We start from the raw sequence: 13,373 nt of genomic DNA, 5'->3' as shown, positions 1-13,373 counted from the left end.
CGCGGAAGGCTAGGCGCTGACGGCGACGAACGCCGCCGTCAGCAGCGCGAGACCGGCGCCTGCCGTGATCCACGCCAGGCGCCGGTTCAGCATTCCGCCCGCGAGCACGACCGACGCGAGCAGCAGCGCGCCGCCCAGCGGCATGAACCCGGTGAAGAACCCGGCCGTCCCCGAGCGCACGGCCTGCCGGCTGCTCGGTTTGAGCACGACCTCGATGCGGGCGCCCTTCTTCACGCCGACGGAGCGCCGCATCCACACATTGGCGCCGCCGGGCGCGGAGGCCAGCGGCCCGCTGCACTCGCTGCCCTCGCACCGTTCGACGAGCAGTACGCCGTGGGCGCGTCCCTTGGGGAACACCACGTGCTGCGCGGCGCCCCAGGAGGCCCAGAACCCCGCCACCACCAGGAGCAGGGCGATCGCCAACGCCGCGATCCGCCGGGTCACCGACACCGCTGAAGCCATGGCCGTGATCTTTGGCCATCGGTACGCGTACGGTCAACTCCCGGACGGGATCAGGAGTTGTACGAGGACTGCGCGCGCTCCAGGCCCTCCGTGACGAGCGCCTCCACCGCGTCGGCGGCGCGGTCCACGAAGTAGTCGAGCTCCTTGCGCTCCGCCGAGGAGAAGTCCTTGAGGACGAAGTCGGCGACCTGCATCCGGCCGGGCGGGCGGCCGATGCCGAACCGCACCCGGTGGTAGTCGGGGCCCATCGCCTTGGTCATCGACTTCAGGCCGTTGTGCCCGTTGTCGCCGCCGCCGAGCTTCAGGCGCAGCACCCCGTAGTCGATGTCCAGTTCGTCGTGGACGGCGACGATGCGCTCGGTCGGCACCTTGTAGAAGTCGCGCAGCGCGGTCACGGGGCCGCCGGAGACGTTCATGTACGACATCGGCTTGGCGAGGATCACGCGGCGGTTGGCGGGGCCGGGCGGGCCGATGCGCCCCTCCACGACCTGGGCCTGGCCCTTGGTCGCCCGCTTGAACTTGGCGCCCATCCGCCGCGCGAGGAGGTCGGCCACCATGAAGCCGACGTTGTGCCGGTTCATCGCGTACTCGGGGCCTGGGTTGCCGAGCCCGGCGATCAGCCAGGGGGCGTTGTCGTCGGACATCAGCGTTCCTTCGCTGGAGAGGGCGCTACGGAGGGTGCCGGAGATGGCTGTACGGGGCGGCGGGCCGTGCCCACCACCCCGTACACCGGGAGTTCACGCGACGAAGGCTCAGGCCTCCGCGGCGGCCTCGTCGCCCTCGGCCTCGGCCGGGGCCTCCTCGGCCTGGGCGGCCAGGACCTGGAGGACGACGGCGTCCTCGTCGACGGCGAGGGTGGTGCCGGAGGGCAGCTTGATGTCCTTGGCGGCGACGGAGTCACCGGCGTCGAGGCCCTCGATGGAGACGGTGACCGACTCCGGGATGTGCGTGGCCTCGGTCTCGACGGCCAGCGTGTTGAGGACGTGCTCCAGGATGGTGGAGCCCGGGGCCAGCTCGCCCTCGGTGACGATGGGGAGCTCGACGGTGACCTTCTCGCCGCGCTTCACGAGGAGCAGGTCGACGTGCTCCAGGAAGCCCTTCAGCGGGTCGCGCTGCACGGCCTTCGGGATGGCCAGCTCGTTCTTGCCGTCGATGTCCAGGGAGAGCAGGACGTTCGGCGTGCGCAGGGCGAGCAGCAGCTCGTGGCCCGGCAGGGTGATGTGGACGGGGTCGCCACCGTGGCCGTAGACCACGCCGGGAACCTTGTTCTCGCGGCGGATGCGGCGGGCGGCGCCCTTGCCGAACTCGGTACGGGTCTCGGTGGCGAGCTTGACCTCGGACATGCTCTTCAACTCCTCGTAGAACTAGGGGGACCTCGAAAGAAGGCGGTCACCCGGCCACGAACGGCCTGCTACGAAGAGCGCGTCGATAACGGACCGCCGTACAAAAGTACGGCCTCCCTCGCCGAGCAACTTCAGCAGTTTACTCGGCAGGGGAGGCCGTACCCAAATCGATCTTCAGCGGGCCTTTTTAGGCTTCGCCCTCGAAGAGGCTCGTCACCGAGCCGTCCTCGAAGACCTCGCGCACGGCGGAGGCGATGGTCGGGGCGATCGACAGGACCGTGATCTTGTCGAGCTCCAGCTCGTTCGGCGTCGGCAGCGTGTTCGTGAAGACGAACTCGCTCACCTTGGAGTTCTTCAGGCGGTCCGCGGCGGGGCCCGACAGGACACCGTGCGTGGCCGTCACGATGACGTCCTCGGCGCCGTGCGCGAACAGGGCGTCCGCGGCGGCGCAGATCGTGCCACCGGTGTCGATCATGTCGTCGACGAGGACACAGACCCGGCCCTCGACGTCACCGACGACCTCGTGGACGGTCACCTGGTTGGCGACGTCCTTGTCGCGGCGCTTGTGCACGATCGCCAGCGGGGCGCCGAGCCGGTCGCACCAGCGGTCGGCGACGCGCACGCGGCCGGCGTCGGGGGAGACGACGGTCAGCTTGGAGCGGTCGACCTTGGCGCCCACGTAGTCCGCCAGGATCGGCAGCGCGAACAGGTGGTCCACCGGGCCGTCGAAGAAGCCCTGGATCTGGTCCGTGTGCAGGTCGACCGTGAGAATGCGGTCGGCGCCCGCGGTCTTCATCAGGTCCGCGATCAGACGCGCCGAGATCGGTTCACGTCCGCGGTGCTTCTTGTCCTGTCGCGCGTAACCGTAGAACGGCACGATGACGGTGATGGAGCGGGCCGACGCGCGCTTCAGCGCGTCGATCATGATGAGCTGCTCCATGATCCACTTGTTGATCGGAGCCGTGTGGCTCTGGATCAGGAAGCAGTCGGCACCGCGAGCGGACTCCTGGTAGCGGACGTAGATCTCGCCGTTGGCGAAATCGAAAGCCTTGGTCGGGACGATCCCGACACCGAGCTGGTGCGCGATCTCCTCGGCAAGCTCGGGGTGGGCGCGGCCCGAGAAGAACATCATTTTCTTCTCGCCCTGCGTCTTGATCCCGGTCACAGCACTAGTCTCCTCAGACGAGTTCGTCCGCCGCAGCTGCCCGCGCGTCCCTATAGCAGCGAGCCAGGCGAATCGTGAGCATCTATCACGGTACGCCGTGTCGGACGCACCTGTTTCCGGTCAGCCTTCGCTGCCCGGCTCCTCGGTGAGCGCCTCGGCCGCCTTCGCGGCCGCGCTACCGGGACGCTTGCGCGCCACCCAACCCTCGATATTCCTTTGCTGGCCCCGGGCGACGGCCAGCGAACCGGCCGGTACGTCCTTCGTGATGACGGACCCCGCGGCGGTGTAGGCACCGTCCCCGACCGTGACAGGAGCCACAAACATGTTGTCCGCGCCGGTGCGGCAGTGCGACCCGATCACGGAGGGGTGCTTGTCCTGGCCGTCGTAGTTCACGAAGACGCTGGCGGCGCCGATGTTGGTGAAATCACCGATCGTCGCGTCGCCCACGTAGGACAGGTGCGGGACCTTCGTGCCCTCGCCGAGGGAGGACTTCTTCAGCTCGACGAACGTGCCGACCTTCGACTTCAGGCCGAGGCGCGTGCCGGGCCGCAGGTAGGCGAACGGGCCGACGCTCGCCTGCGGGCCGATCTCGGCGCCGTCGGCCACCGTGTTGTCCACGCGGGCGCCCGCGTGGACCGTGGTGTCGGTCAGGCGGGTGTTCGGGCCGACGATCGCCCCCTCGCCCACGTGCGTGGTGCCGTGCAGCTGGGTGCCCGGCAGGATCGTCGCGTCCCGGTCGAAGGTGACCGTGCAGTCGATGAACGTGCCGGCCGGGTCGACGACGGAGACGCCGTCGAGCATCGCGCGCTCAAGGAGGCGGTCGTTGAGGATGCGGCGGGCCTCGGCGAGCTGGACGCGGTTGTTGATGCCCGCGATCTCGCGGTGGTCGCGGGCGACCGACGCGCCGACCCGGTGCCCGGCGGCGCGCAGGATGCCGAGGACGTCCGTCAGGTACTCCTCGCCCTGGCTGTTGTCCGTGCGCACCTTCTTCAGGGCGTCGGCGAGGAGGCGGCCGTCGAACGCGAAGACACCCGAGTTGATCTCGGTGAGCGCGCGCTGCTCCTCGGTGGCGTCCTTGTGCTCGACGATCGCGGTGACGGCGCCGGTCCCGGCGTCGCGGACGATGCGGCCGTAGCCGGTGGCGTCGGGGACGTCGGCGGTGAGGACGGTCACGGCGTTGGAGTCGGCGGAGTGGGTGGCGGCGAGCGCCGTCAGGGTCTCGCCGGTCAGGAGCGGGGTGTCGCCGCAGACGACCACGACGGTGCCGTCGAGGGCGCCCTCGGGGGCCAGGCCCTCCAGGCCCATGCGGACCGCGTGCCCGGTGCCGTTCTGCTCCGCCTGTACGGCGGTGCGGACGCCCGCGTCCACGGTGTTCAGATGGGCGGTGACCTTCTCGCGCGCGTGCCCGACGACCACGACGAGCTGCTCGGGGTCCAACTCACGAGCGGCGGCCAGCACATGGCCGACGAGGGAGCGGCCGCAGAGTTCGTGCAGGACTTTGGGGGTGGCCGACTTCATACGGGTGCCCTCACCCGCTGCGAGAACGACGACGGCGGCCGGGCGGATGGCGCTCACGGAGGTGCCCTTCGGCTTCGAATGGGGTGGACATCCGCAGGATACCGGGGTGTTCGAGAGCCGAAACGAGTGCGGGGCCCGACCAGTCGGCCGGACCCCGCGTCACGTCGTGCTCCCCCGCCAGGACTCGAACCCGGACAAATGGCACCAAAAGCCACGGTGCTGCCAATTACACCACGGGGGAAAACCTCGACAAGACGGACATTGCGCCAACCCGTCGAGTGAGCACCCAACACTATGCCGTACCAGGCACCTTCCACGCGACGGTACAACCTGGGGCCCGTGCGTACGCGTGCGGACCCGGCGGCTATGAGCAAAACTCACCGGAAAACGGGCGCCGACCGCCCGTAGGCTGGGGGCATGACCACGACGGGGGAAGTTCACCGAGCCACAGCCGGGGGGCCGTGGTGGTGGGAGCGGTGGCGCGGCGCCGTGCTGGACGTGGGGCTCGCGGCGGCGTCCGCCGTCGAGTGCGCGTTCGAGGGCGTGCCGTTCGCGCACAAGGCCGGTCTTCCGGTCTGGACCGGCGTTCTCTTCGGCGTCCTGACGGGCGCGACGCTCCTGCTGCGGCGGCGCTGGCCGATCGCCGTGGTGCTCGTGTCCGTGGCGGTGACCCCGGCGCAGATGGGCATCATGCTCACCGTCGTCGGCCTGTACTCGCTGGCCGCCTCCGAGATGCCGCGCCGCATCATCGGCTCGCTCGCCTGCATGTCGTTCGTCGGCACGCTGATCGTGTCGGTGGTCCGGGCGCAGCAGGACATGGTGCACAGCGACCGGTTCCAGGTCGGCGGCTGGTTCGTGCCGTTCGTCGCCATCACCACATCGCTCGGCGTGACGGCGCCGCCGTTGCTCCTCGGCCTGTACGTGGGGGCGCGGCGCCGCCTGATGGAGAGCCTGCGCGAGCGCAACGAGTCCCTGGAGCGCGAGCTGTCGCTGCTCGCCGAGCGGGCCGAGGAGCGGGCCGAGTGGGCGCGCGGCGAGGAGCGCACCCGGATCGCCCGGGAGATGCACGACGTCGTGGCGCACCGGGTGTCGCTGATGGTCGTGCACGCGGCGGCGTTGCAGGCGGTGGCCCGCAAGGACCCGGAGAAGGCGGTGCACAACGCGGCGCTCGTCGGCGACATGGGCCGCCAGGCGCTCACCGAGCTGCGCGAGATGCTCGGCGTGCTGCGGTCCGGGGACCCGGTGCCGGAGCGCGGCCTGAGCGTGCCGCTCGCGGCGGTCGGGGCGGCGGCGGCCGCGGCGGCGTCCCGGGCCGAGGCCGAGGACGGCGCGGCGGAGGGCGGCCCGTGCCTCGCCGACCTCGACGAGCTGGTGGGCCAGTCACGGGAGGCCGGAATGGTCGTCGAGATGACCGTCGAGGGCGATGTGCGCGCGTACGCCGGAGCGGTGGAACAGACGGCCTACCGCGTCGTGCAGGAGGCCCTGACCAATGTGCACAAGCACGCGGCGGGCGCCAAGACCTACGTCCGCCTCGCCCACCGCGCCGCCGAGGTCGCCATGCAGGTGGAGAACGAACCGCCGCCGGACCTCGCGGACGCCTCCTCCGCCGGCCTCCCCTCGGGCGGCAACGGCCTGGTCGGCATGAAGGAACGGGTGGCGGTCCTGGGCGGCGTCTTCGTCTCGGGCCCGACGGACGCGGGCGGCTACCGGGTGTCCGCGGTGCTCCCGGCGGCGTAGCCCCTTCCGCGGGCCTCAGGTGGCCTGGAGCCGCGCCGGCTGGACGCCCGTCGTGAGGGTTTCCAGGGCCCGGTCGATGTTCGGGCCGAGGTACCAGTCGCCGCTGTGGTCGAGGGCGTAGACGCGGCCCTCCGTGTCGATGGCGAGGAGCGCCTCCGTGCCGGACTCGGCGCCGAGCGGGGCGACCTCCGTGTCGAGGGCGCGGCCGAGGTCGCCGAGGGTGCGGGCCATGTGGAGGCCGTGCAGCGGGTCGAGGTGCGGCTGGACCGGGGCGATCTGGCGGCCGGGACCGGTCGGGGTGAGGTGCAGGCCGCCGAACTCGGCCCAGGCCTCGACCGCCGCGGGGAAGACCGCGTGCCGGTGTCCGGCGGGGGAGACGTGCGAGCGCAGCGCGTCCGCCCAGAACTCGGCCTGTTTGATGTCCCAGCGGCCGGGCTGCCACCCCGCGGCGCGCAGCGCGGCGTCGACCGGCACGGTGAAGCGTGTGCTCGACGAGCGGTCCGAGAGGGCGGTGGAGGAGGAACCTTGGGTGGGCATCAGGGGGCCGTCTCGCTCTCGGCTGTGTCTGCGGAGGGGTCCACCACGCGTACGCCGAAGTGCGCCGTCAGCGCGGCGCAGGCGCGGCAGGGGCGGGCGAAGCCGCCGTGCAGCGGGTCGCCGTCCTCGCGGATGCGCCGGGTGGTGAGCTTGGCGTGCTTGAGGGCCTTGCGGGCCTCTCCCATCGTCATGGGTCTGCGCCGGGCCCGCTTGGACTTCTCGGTGCGTTCGGCGTCCGTGGCGACCAGGTGGCGTGAGACGAGGATCGCCTCGGCGCAGCGGCCGGTGAACCGGTCCCGCTGCGCGCTCGTCAACGTGTCCAGGAAATCCTGCACCAAAGGATGCAGCGCGGGCGGCAGTTCGCCCCGTGCGGCGGTGGAGGTGAGCGTGCCGCCGCGCACCGAGAGCGCGGCGGCGACGGCGGGCAGGATGCCGTCCCTGCGCCCCCGGAGGACGGGTACGTCGATGGCGTCGGCCGCGCTCCAGCCCACGCGCGGGTCGTTGCCGGACGGTGCCTCCGCGTCGGCGGACGGCTCCGTCGCCGTCTGTGCGGTACCGGTGTTCATGTAGTGCTTCCCCTCCTGCAATCCCCCAGGTTGCCTGCACAGAGTGCCAAATGGGACGGCGGGTGCGGAAGCCGGTACCCGTCGACACGCCTGATCGTCACGGGGTGGTGACACCGAGGTGACTGCTGGTCATGGAACCAGAGGCCCGGTGACCGGTGCCGTACAACCGCATAGGCTGTCGGTGTCCGCGATCGACACGGGACGGGAACAGGCCACGAGTTCGGCACCCGTTCGGCCGCGGTGCAGCAGGTACCCGTCAACAGCGCCGCAGGGGGCAACCGCCATGACGACAGGTCGGCTCGGGCAGCAGGCCGCGCCGCCGAACGCGGCTTATGCCGGGCAGGTAGTGAACTTCCCTGACCCGGTCCGCGCCGCCCGCCATCCCCGAGGGGTGCGGGTGGACGGCGACGGCTATCCGGACTTCTCGGCGTACGCGCGCGCGGCGGCCGAGATCGCGGAGCCGCCCCAGGGTTTCGGCGTCGACGAACTTCGCCTCACCGACTACGTGTCGGCGAACGCCGCGCTCGCCGCGTCCGGCCACGCCCTGTGGGACACGATCCCGGCGGTGGCGACCCCGCACGGCTGGACCTGGCACCACGTACGCGGCTCGCGCCGCCTCGAACTCGTACCCGTCGAGGTCAAGGCGCTGCTGCGGCACCACGGCGGGCTCGCGACGGCCGCCGTCGACCAGCACAAGCGCGGCACCCGGCCCCTCCAGGACACCCGGCCCGCGCACTTCGGGCTGCCCAAGTCGGCGGTGGCCGTCACCGAGCAGCAGGTCCTCGGCGTGGAGGAGGACCTCGGCTACCGGCTGCCCGGCGCCTACCGCTCGTTCCTGAAGGCGGCCGGCGGCAGCGCGCCCGTCGGCACGGCGCTCGACGCCGACCTCGGTCTCCTCATCGACCAGCCGTTCTTCACGGTCCGCGACGAGGCCGCCGTCAATGACGTCGTCTACGTCAACAAGTGCCTGCGCGACCACCTCACCAAGGACTACCTGGCGGTCGGCTTCGTGCAGGGCGGCATCCTCGCCGTGAAGGTGCGCGGGGACCGGGTCGGGTCCGTCTGGTTCTGCGCGTACGACGACGCGCGGGACGGCGGGGAGCTGGCCGCCCTGTCGGTCGCGGAGCGGGTGGAGCGGCTGCTGCTGCCGTGCGGGGACGACTTCGACGTGTTCCTGTCCCGGCTCGCCGGAAATCCGCCGGAGCTGGAGACGGTGGCGAACCTGATGGTGGACGGCGGTTTCGCGAGCGCCGTCCCGGTCTCGACGTACGCGGACGAGGGGTGAAGGTCCGATGGTGACGTTCGCGCAGGCGCAGGAGCGCGCCGAGGAATGGATCAACGGTGACGTGCCCGGCTACCAGCAACGCGAGGTGCGGGTGCGGGAGTTCGAGCTGGGCTTCGTCGTGTGGGCGGAGGACCGGGAGAACGGTCCCGTCTCCGACGGCGGCCGCCAGCGGCTCGTCATCGCGCGGGACAGCGGCGAGGCCACGCTCTGGCCGTCGCTCCCCGTCGGCGAGGTGATCCGGCGGTACGAGGAGGAGTACGGGCTGCCGGAGGCCCCGGCGCAGCCCGTGGCGCCCAGGGCACCGGAGCGGGTGGACCTGAACCAGACGTCGTTCCTGCTCAGCCCGCCGGAGTGGTTGCAGGAGGCGGCGGACAAGCTGGGCATCCCGGACCGCCGCACCCCGGCCGCACAGACTCCGCCGACCCCGACCCCGACCCCGGCCCCGGTCGCTTCGGAGGCGCCGGCCGACGCCGTGCCCGAGGGCGCGACCCCGTGGGCCGGTACGGACACGAACGGGGCCGGTGACGAGGACGACCGCTCGGTGCCGCTGCCCGAGACCGTGTTCTCGCCGCCCCTGTCCGAGGAACCGCCCCGGCCCGGCGCCACCCCGGACGCGAAGACGGCCCTGATCTCGGGCGGCAGCCAGTTGCCGCGCACCGAGGTCGCCCCGGCGCTCGACCAGACCCCGGACGAGCCGCGGCCCGCGGCCCCGACGCCGCACACCCCGCCGCCCGCTCCGGGCGCGCCGTTGCCGCCCGAGGCGCCGGGCGCGCCCCCGTACGGGTACCCGCAGGGCCCGGTCGGCGGCCCGGACACGCCTCCGCCGCCGCCCGCCTCCAGCACGCCGCCGCCCGGGCCGGGCGCGCCGTTCCCGCCGCCTGTGCCGGGTTCGGCCGTGCCGCTGAAGCCGCCGCCGGGGTACACGCACCACGGCATCCCGCTGGGCGCGGGTGCGCCGGGCGCGACCGGTACGCCGCCTCCGTCGCCCGCGCCGGGCGCCCCGCTGCCGCCTCCGGTGCCGGGCACGGGTACGCCGGGTACGCCGCCTCCGGGCGCCCAGCCGTACGGGTATCCGCAGGGCGCGGGCGCGCCCGGTGCCCCGACGCCGCCCCCGGGTGCCCCCTTGCCGCCTCCCGCCGCTCCCGGGGCCGACGACATCGCCGGTGTCGCCACCAGCAAGGCGCAGGGTCCCGGGCGCGGGGACGGGCCGCAGCTGCCGCCGCCTCCGCAGGCGCCCGGGGCGCCGGGCGGTCCGGCCGGCGGGTACGTGCCGACGCAGCTCGTCTCCTCGCTGGGCCCGGACGGGCAGCCGCAGCCGCCGGGGCCGCCGTCGCCGCCCCAGCCGCAGCCGCCCGCCGACGGGGTGCATCACGCCGCCACGATGCTGGCGGGTCCTGCCGTCGGCGGCCCGGGTGCGCCGGGTGGGCAGACACCGCCTCCGCCGGGGCCGCCCGGCGCCCCTGGTGCGCCTGGTGCGCCTGGTGCGCCGAAGCCGCCGCCCGCGCCCACGCCGCCCGGCGCCACGCCTCCGCCCCCCGCGGGCGGCGGTGTGCACCACGCGGCGACGATGCTCGCGGGACCGGGTCCGCAGGGGCCCGGCGGACCCGTGCCGCCGCCCGCTCCGGCGCCCCCGGCCGCGTACGGCTACCCGCAGCAGGGCGGTCAGCCGACCGTCGGGCCCGGCTACCAGGCCGTGCTGCGCTACCGCGCGCCCGACGGCTCCGAGCAGCAGCTCATCCGGCGCAGCGCGCCGGGTACGCCGCACCCGGAGTGGCAGATCTTCCATGAGCTGCGCGGTATGAACATCCCGCCGGACCAGGTCCTCGAACTCCACACGGAGCTGGAGTCCTGCGCGCTGCCGGGCGCCTACTGCGCACGCATGATCAAGGAGCAGTGGCCGCAGGCGCGGATCACGTCGATCGCGCCGTACGGCACCGATCACGCGTCGCGTCAGCAGGGCATGCAGCAACTGATCGCGCATCAGGGCGAGTTGCACCAGGTGGCGGACGGCCCGGCGCGTCCGGCGCCGGTGCGCGCGCCGCTGCCGCCCGCGCAGCCCGCGCCGCCGGTCCCGCCGGAGGCGATCGCGCAGGAGCTGGCCGGGGCGTTCGGCCCCGGGGTGTTCCGGTTCGACCAGCGGGCGGTCTCGCGCCAGGGCGTGCCGGACCTCGTGGCGCACACGCTGGTCGTGGCGGGGCTGCCCGCGGACTTCGGGCCGTTCTTCTGGGCGCAGGCCGTGCCGGGCCGTCCGGTGCCGACGCTGGCGGAGCTGGCGCAGGAGCGCGGGGTGCAGCCGGCGTCGGACGCGGGCTCGTACCTGGTGATGGGCAGCGACTTCGGCAAGGCGATCTGTGTCCAGTACGGGACGGCGCACATCGTGGCCGTGCCGGTGGAGTCGGGTCCGGGCGGGGCGCCGGTGCCGCCGCAGTTCGTCAACACCGGCCTGCCGGAGTTCGCGCGCTCGCTCGGGCTGCTCGGGCGGATGTGGCGGCTGCGCTACGGCCTGAACCCGGAGCAGGCGGGCCGCTGGACCGTCGATTTCCAGGCGCAGCTGAACGCGATCGACCCGGCGGCGCTCGGCTCGCCCGAGACCTGGTGGTCGGTGCTGCTGGAACAGATGTGGGACGGCCTGCTGTAGGCCCGTACTCCACGTCGCTCCCGGGGCGCTCGACCTGCGGAACCGGTCGGGCGCCCCGATCATGCGCTCATGGCGGTGAGACGGAGGCGGACCGGGGCGTCGGGCAAGCGGCGCTGGCCCAGGCGCGTCCTGGTGGCCGTGCTGCTCGTGCTCGTCCTGCTCGCGGGATACGGCACGGGCCTGTATTTCTGGGCGGATCAGCGGCTGCGCACCACCGAGGCGTTCGGCGACGGCGGTGACCGTCCGGAGGGCGGCAAGGGCACGGACTGGCTGCTCGTCGGTTCGGACTCGCGGGCGGACCTGACGCCCGAACAGCGCAAACAGTTGCATGTGGGCAACGATGGCGGTCTGAACACCGACACGATCATGATCCTGCACTACGGCGACAGCGGTCCGTATCTGGTCTCGATCCCGCGCGACTCCTACGTCGCGATTCCCGGCCACGGCCGCGGCAAGATCAACGCGGCGTACTCGATGGGCGGCGCGAAGCTGCTCACCCGCACGGTCGAGCAGGCGACAGGGCTGCGCCTCGACCATTACGCGGAGATCAGCTTCCTGGGCCTGGTGGACGTCGTCGACTCGATCGGCGGCGTCCGCATCTGCGTACCGGACGGCGGTCTGCACGACGAGAAGTCCGGCGCCGACTTCGACGCGGGATGTCAGCACATGGACGGCGTGCAGGCGCTGCAGTTCGCGCGGGCCCGCTACTCCGATCCGCAGGGCGACCTGGGCCGCGTCAAGCGCCAGCGCGAGCTCGTCGACGCGATCGCCGACAAGGCGCTCGGTCCGTCGGTGGCGCTGCCACCGTGGAAGCTGATCCCGTTCGTACGCACCACGCTGGACGCGCTGACCGTCGACACCGGGACCGGCGTCGGCGCCCTGGCCTCGATGGGTCTGAAGGTCCGCGGTCTGGCCGGGACGGCGACCGTGCCGGTCGCGAGCGAACCGTACGTCCCCGGGGCGGGCGATGTCGTCCAATGGGACCGGGCCAAGGCGCTCCAGCTCTTCACCGCGCTGAAGAACGACACCGCGATTCCGACTTTCGACTCGAAATGACGCATCCTTGACCGAGTAGGTCGGGTAGATGTGTCACCTGTGACGTGTGCGCGTCGTGTGTCGTGGTATCGGCGCCAACGCCCGATCCATCAGGATGTGCGCCGATCGCGTGTTTCGCGGGGATCGCGCAGAAGGGATCGAGATGAGCGGTGCAGGAGCGTCGTCGTCGCCGTACGGATTCGTCGTCGTACGGGGCCGTGGGTACCGCCCCGAGCGGGTGGAGGCCGTCGCCGCCGAGCTGTCCGGGGCCCGGGACGACGCGTGGGAACGCGCCGCGCGGCTGACCGTCCTCGCCAAGGAGATGGAGGCGGAGGCCGAACGGCTGCGCGAGGTCGTCGCGCACCTCGCGCCGCAGACCTACGAGACTCTCGGCAAGCGCGCGCAGTACCTCCTGGAGCTGGCCGAGGAGGAGGCCGTCGCCGTCCGGCAGGAGGCGCATCACCAGGCGAACGCGGTAGCCGAGGCCGCCGCCGACGCGGGGCGCGAGACGCGCGACGCCGCCCGCGCCCACGCCGACGAGGTGCGCGGCAAGGCCGAGGAGTGGGCGGTGCGCCGCGAGCGGGAGACACGGGCGCACGCCGACGAGATCCGGATCGCCGCCCGCCGCGACGTGAAGGAGGCGCGCACCGAGTCCCTGGCCATGCTGCGGGAGACACGGCGCCGGGGTGAGGCGGCGCTCGCCGAGCAGGCCGAGGAGCACGCCGAGACGGCCGAGGCGTTCGAGCGCGAGGCGGCGGAGTGGGTGGCCGCGGCGGACGCCCGGGAGGCGCTCGCCGTCACCGAGGCCGAGGAGCGGCTCGCCGGGGCGAAGCGGGCGTACGCGGAGGCGGGCGAGGCCGCCCGGCACCGGCAGGAGGACGCGGAGGCCGCCGCCGGGGAGATCCTCGCGCAGGCGCGGGCCCGCGCGGAGGCCGTCGCCCGGGAGACCGAGCGGATGCTGCGCGAGCACGACGAGGCCAAGGAGGAGATGCGGGCCCACATGGACCATGTCCGCAGCTCGCTGGCGACGCTGACGGGGCGGGCGGTGGCGGAGTAGCCGCGCTTCCCGGCGCCCGGCGGGGGCGGT

12 protein-coding genes and 1 tRNA gene are annotated in these 13,373 nt (G+C 73.0%); 5 read left to right on the top strand and 8 right to left on the bottom strand.

Annotated features, from left to right (window positions below; all coding sequences use genetic code 11):
- Window positions 1-9 precede the first annotated feature (9 nt).
- From C1N81_RS21565 to C1N81_RS21540, 6 genes are all read right to left on the bottom strand, one after another.
- Window positions 10-462: a hypothetical protein gene (locus C1N81_RS21565; protein ID WP_394431518.1), complete on the bottom strand. Its 453-nt coding sequence runs from the start codon at window positions 460-462 to the stop codon at window positions 10-12.
- A 50-nt stretch (window positions 463-512) separates the two neighbouring features.
- Complete coding sequence (pth, locus tag C1N81_RS21560) at window positions 513-1,106, bottom strand: aminoacyl-tRNA hydrolase (protein WP_394431516.1); 594 nt, start codon at window positions 1,104-1,106, stop codon at window positions 513-515.
- Window positions 1,107-1,214: 108 nt separating this feature from the next.
- A complete protein-coding gene (locus tag C1N81_RS21555) occupies window positions 1,215-1,805 on the bottom strand; it encodes a 50S ribosomal protein L25/general stress protein Ctc (protein ID WP_394431514.1) in 591 nt (196 codons plus the stop codon).
- Window positions 1,806-1,992: 187 nt separating this feature from the next.
- Window positions 1,993-2,970 (bottom strand): ribose-phosphate diphosphokinase, encoded by a 978-nt coding sequence (locus C1N81_RS21550; protein WP_361071905.1) that lies wholly within the window; start codon window positions 2,968-2,970, stop codon window positions 1,993-1,995.
- Window positions 2,971-3,090: 120 nt separating this feature from the next.
- A complete protein-coding gene (glmU, locus tag C1N81_RS21545; protein WP_394431512.1) occupies window positions 3,091-4,545 on the bottom strand; it encodes a bifunctional UDP-N-acetylglucosamine diphosphorylase/glucosamine-1-phosphate N-acetyltransferase GlmU in 1,455 nt (484 codons plus the stop codon).
- Between the two features lie 112 nt (window positions 4,546-4,657).
- A tRNA-Gln gene (locus tag C1N81_RS21540) sits at window positions 4,658-4,729 on the bottom strand.
- Window positions 4,730-4,905: 176 nt separating this feature from the next.
- Between C1N81_RS21540 and C1N81_RS21535 the strand changes: the two genes are divergently transcribed.
- Window positions 4,906-6,225, top strand: a complete 1,320-nt coding sequence (locus C1N81_RS21535) for a sensor histidine kinase (protein ID WP_394431510.1) — start codon at window positions 4,906-4,908, stop codon at window positions 6,223-6,225.
- A gap of 15 nt (window positions 6,226-6,240) precedes the next feature.
- Here the strand turns inward: C1N81_RS21535 and C1N81_RS21530 are convergent, their stop codons facing one another.
- Window positions 6,241-6,762 carry an SUKH-3 domain-containing protein gene (locus tag C1N81_RS21530; protein ID WP_394431508.1) on the bottom strand — a complete coding sequence of 174 codons (522 nt, stop codon included), beginning with the start codon at window positions 6,760-6,762 and terminating at the stop codon, window positions 6,241-6,243.
- A complete protein-coding gene (locus C1N81_RS21525) occupies window positions 6,762-7,328 on the bottom strand; it encodes a YwqJ-related putative deaminase (RefSeq protein ID WP_394431506.1) in 567 nt (188 codons plus the stop codon). The genes C1N81_RS21530 and C1N81_RS21525 overlap by 1 nt, the downstream gene beginning before the upstream one ends.
- Window positions 7,329-7,611: 283 nt before the next feature.
- On the opposite strand from C1N81_RS21525, the gene C1N81_RS21520 reads away from it, so the two are divergent.
- From C1N81_RS21520 to C1N81_RS21505, 4 genes are all read left to right on the top strand, one after another.
- Window positions 7,612-8,613 carry an SMI1/KNR4 family protein gene (locus C1N81_RS21520; RefSeq protein WP_394431504.1) on the top strand — a complete coding sequence of 334 codons (1,002 nt, stop codon included), beginning with the start codon at window positions 7,612-7,614 and terminating at the stop codon, window positions 8,611-8,613.
- A 7-nt stretch (window positions 8,614-8,620) separates the two neighbouring features.
- Window positions 8,621-11,251, top strand: a complete 2,631-nt coding sequence (locus tag C1N81_RS21515) for an SUKH-4 family immunity protein (protein WP_394431502.1) — start codon at window positions 8,621-8,623, stop codon at window positions 11,249-11,251.
- 69 nt (window positions 11,252-11,320) lie between these two features.
- Window positions 11,321-12,307, top strand: a complete 987-nt coding sequence (locus C1N81_RS21510) for an LCP family protein (RefSeq protein ID WP_394431501.1) — start codon at window positions 11,321-11,323, stop codon at window positions 12,305-12,307.
- 142 nt (window positions 12,308-12,449) lie between these two features.
- The gene (locus tag C1N81_RS21505) at window positions 12,450-13,343 is read left to right on the top strand and encodes a coiled-coil domain-containing protein (RefSeq protein ID WP_394431499.1); all 894 of its coding nucleotides are present in this window, start codon (window positions 12,450-12,452) and stop codon (window positions 13,341-13,343) included.
- Window positions 13,344-13,373 lie beyond the last annotated feature (30 nt).

It is taken from the genome of Streptomyces sp. SGAir0957 (assembly GCF_043523415.1).
Note: the sequence above shows the minus strand (reverse complement) of the source record. Positions and strands in the feature narration are given on the sequence as shown.

Coding starts and splice junctions, on each gene's coding strand:
- C1N81_RS21555 (WP_394431514.1), bottom strand. CDS start 1,805: ATGTCCGAGGTCAAGCTCGCCACCGAGACCCGTACCGAGTTCGGCAAG.
- C1N81_RS21505 (WP_394431499.1), top strand. CDS start 12,450: ATGAGCGGTGCAGGAGCGTCGTCGTCGCCGTACGGATTCGTCGTCGTA.
- C1N81_RS21510 (WP_394431501.1), top strand. CDS start 11,321: ATGGCGGTGAGACGGAGGCGGACCGGGGCGTCGGGCAAGCGGCGCTGG.
- C1N81_RS21530 (WP_394431508.1), bottom strand. CDS start 6,762: ATGCCCACCCAAGGTTCCTCCTCCACCGCCCTCTCGGACCGCTCGTCG.
- C1N81_RS21520 (WP_394431504.1), top strand. CDS start 7,612: ATGACGACAGGTCGGCTCGGGCAGCAGGCCGCGCCGCCGAACGCGGCT.
- C1N81_RS21535 (WP_394431510.1), top strand. CDS start 4,906: ATGACCACGACGGGGGAAGTTCACCGAGCCACAGCCGGGGGGCCGTGG.
- C1N81_RS21565 (WP_394431518.1), bottom strand. CDS start 462: ATGGCTTCAGCGGTGTCGGTGACCCGGCGGATCGCGGCGTTGGCGATC.
- C1N81_RS21525 (WP_394431506.1), bottom strand. CDS start 7,328: ATGAACACCGGTACCGCACAGACGGCGACGGAGCCGTCCGCCGACGCG.
- C1N81_RS21515 (WP_394431502.1), top strand. CDS start 8,621: ATGGTGACGTTCGCGCAGGCGCAGGAGCGCGCCGAGGAATGGATCAAC.
- pth (WP_394431516.1), bottom strand. CDS start 1,106: ATGTCCGACGACAACGCCCCCTGGCTGATCGCCGGGCTCGGCAACCCA.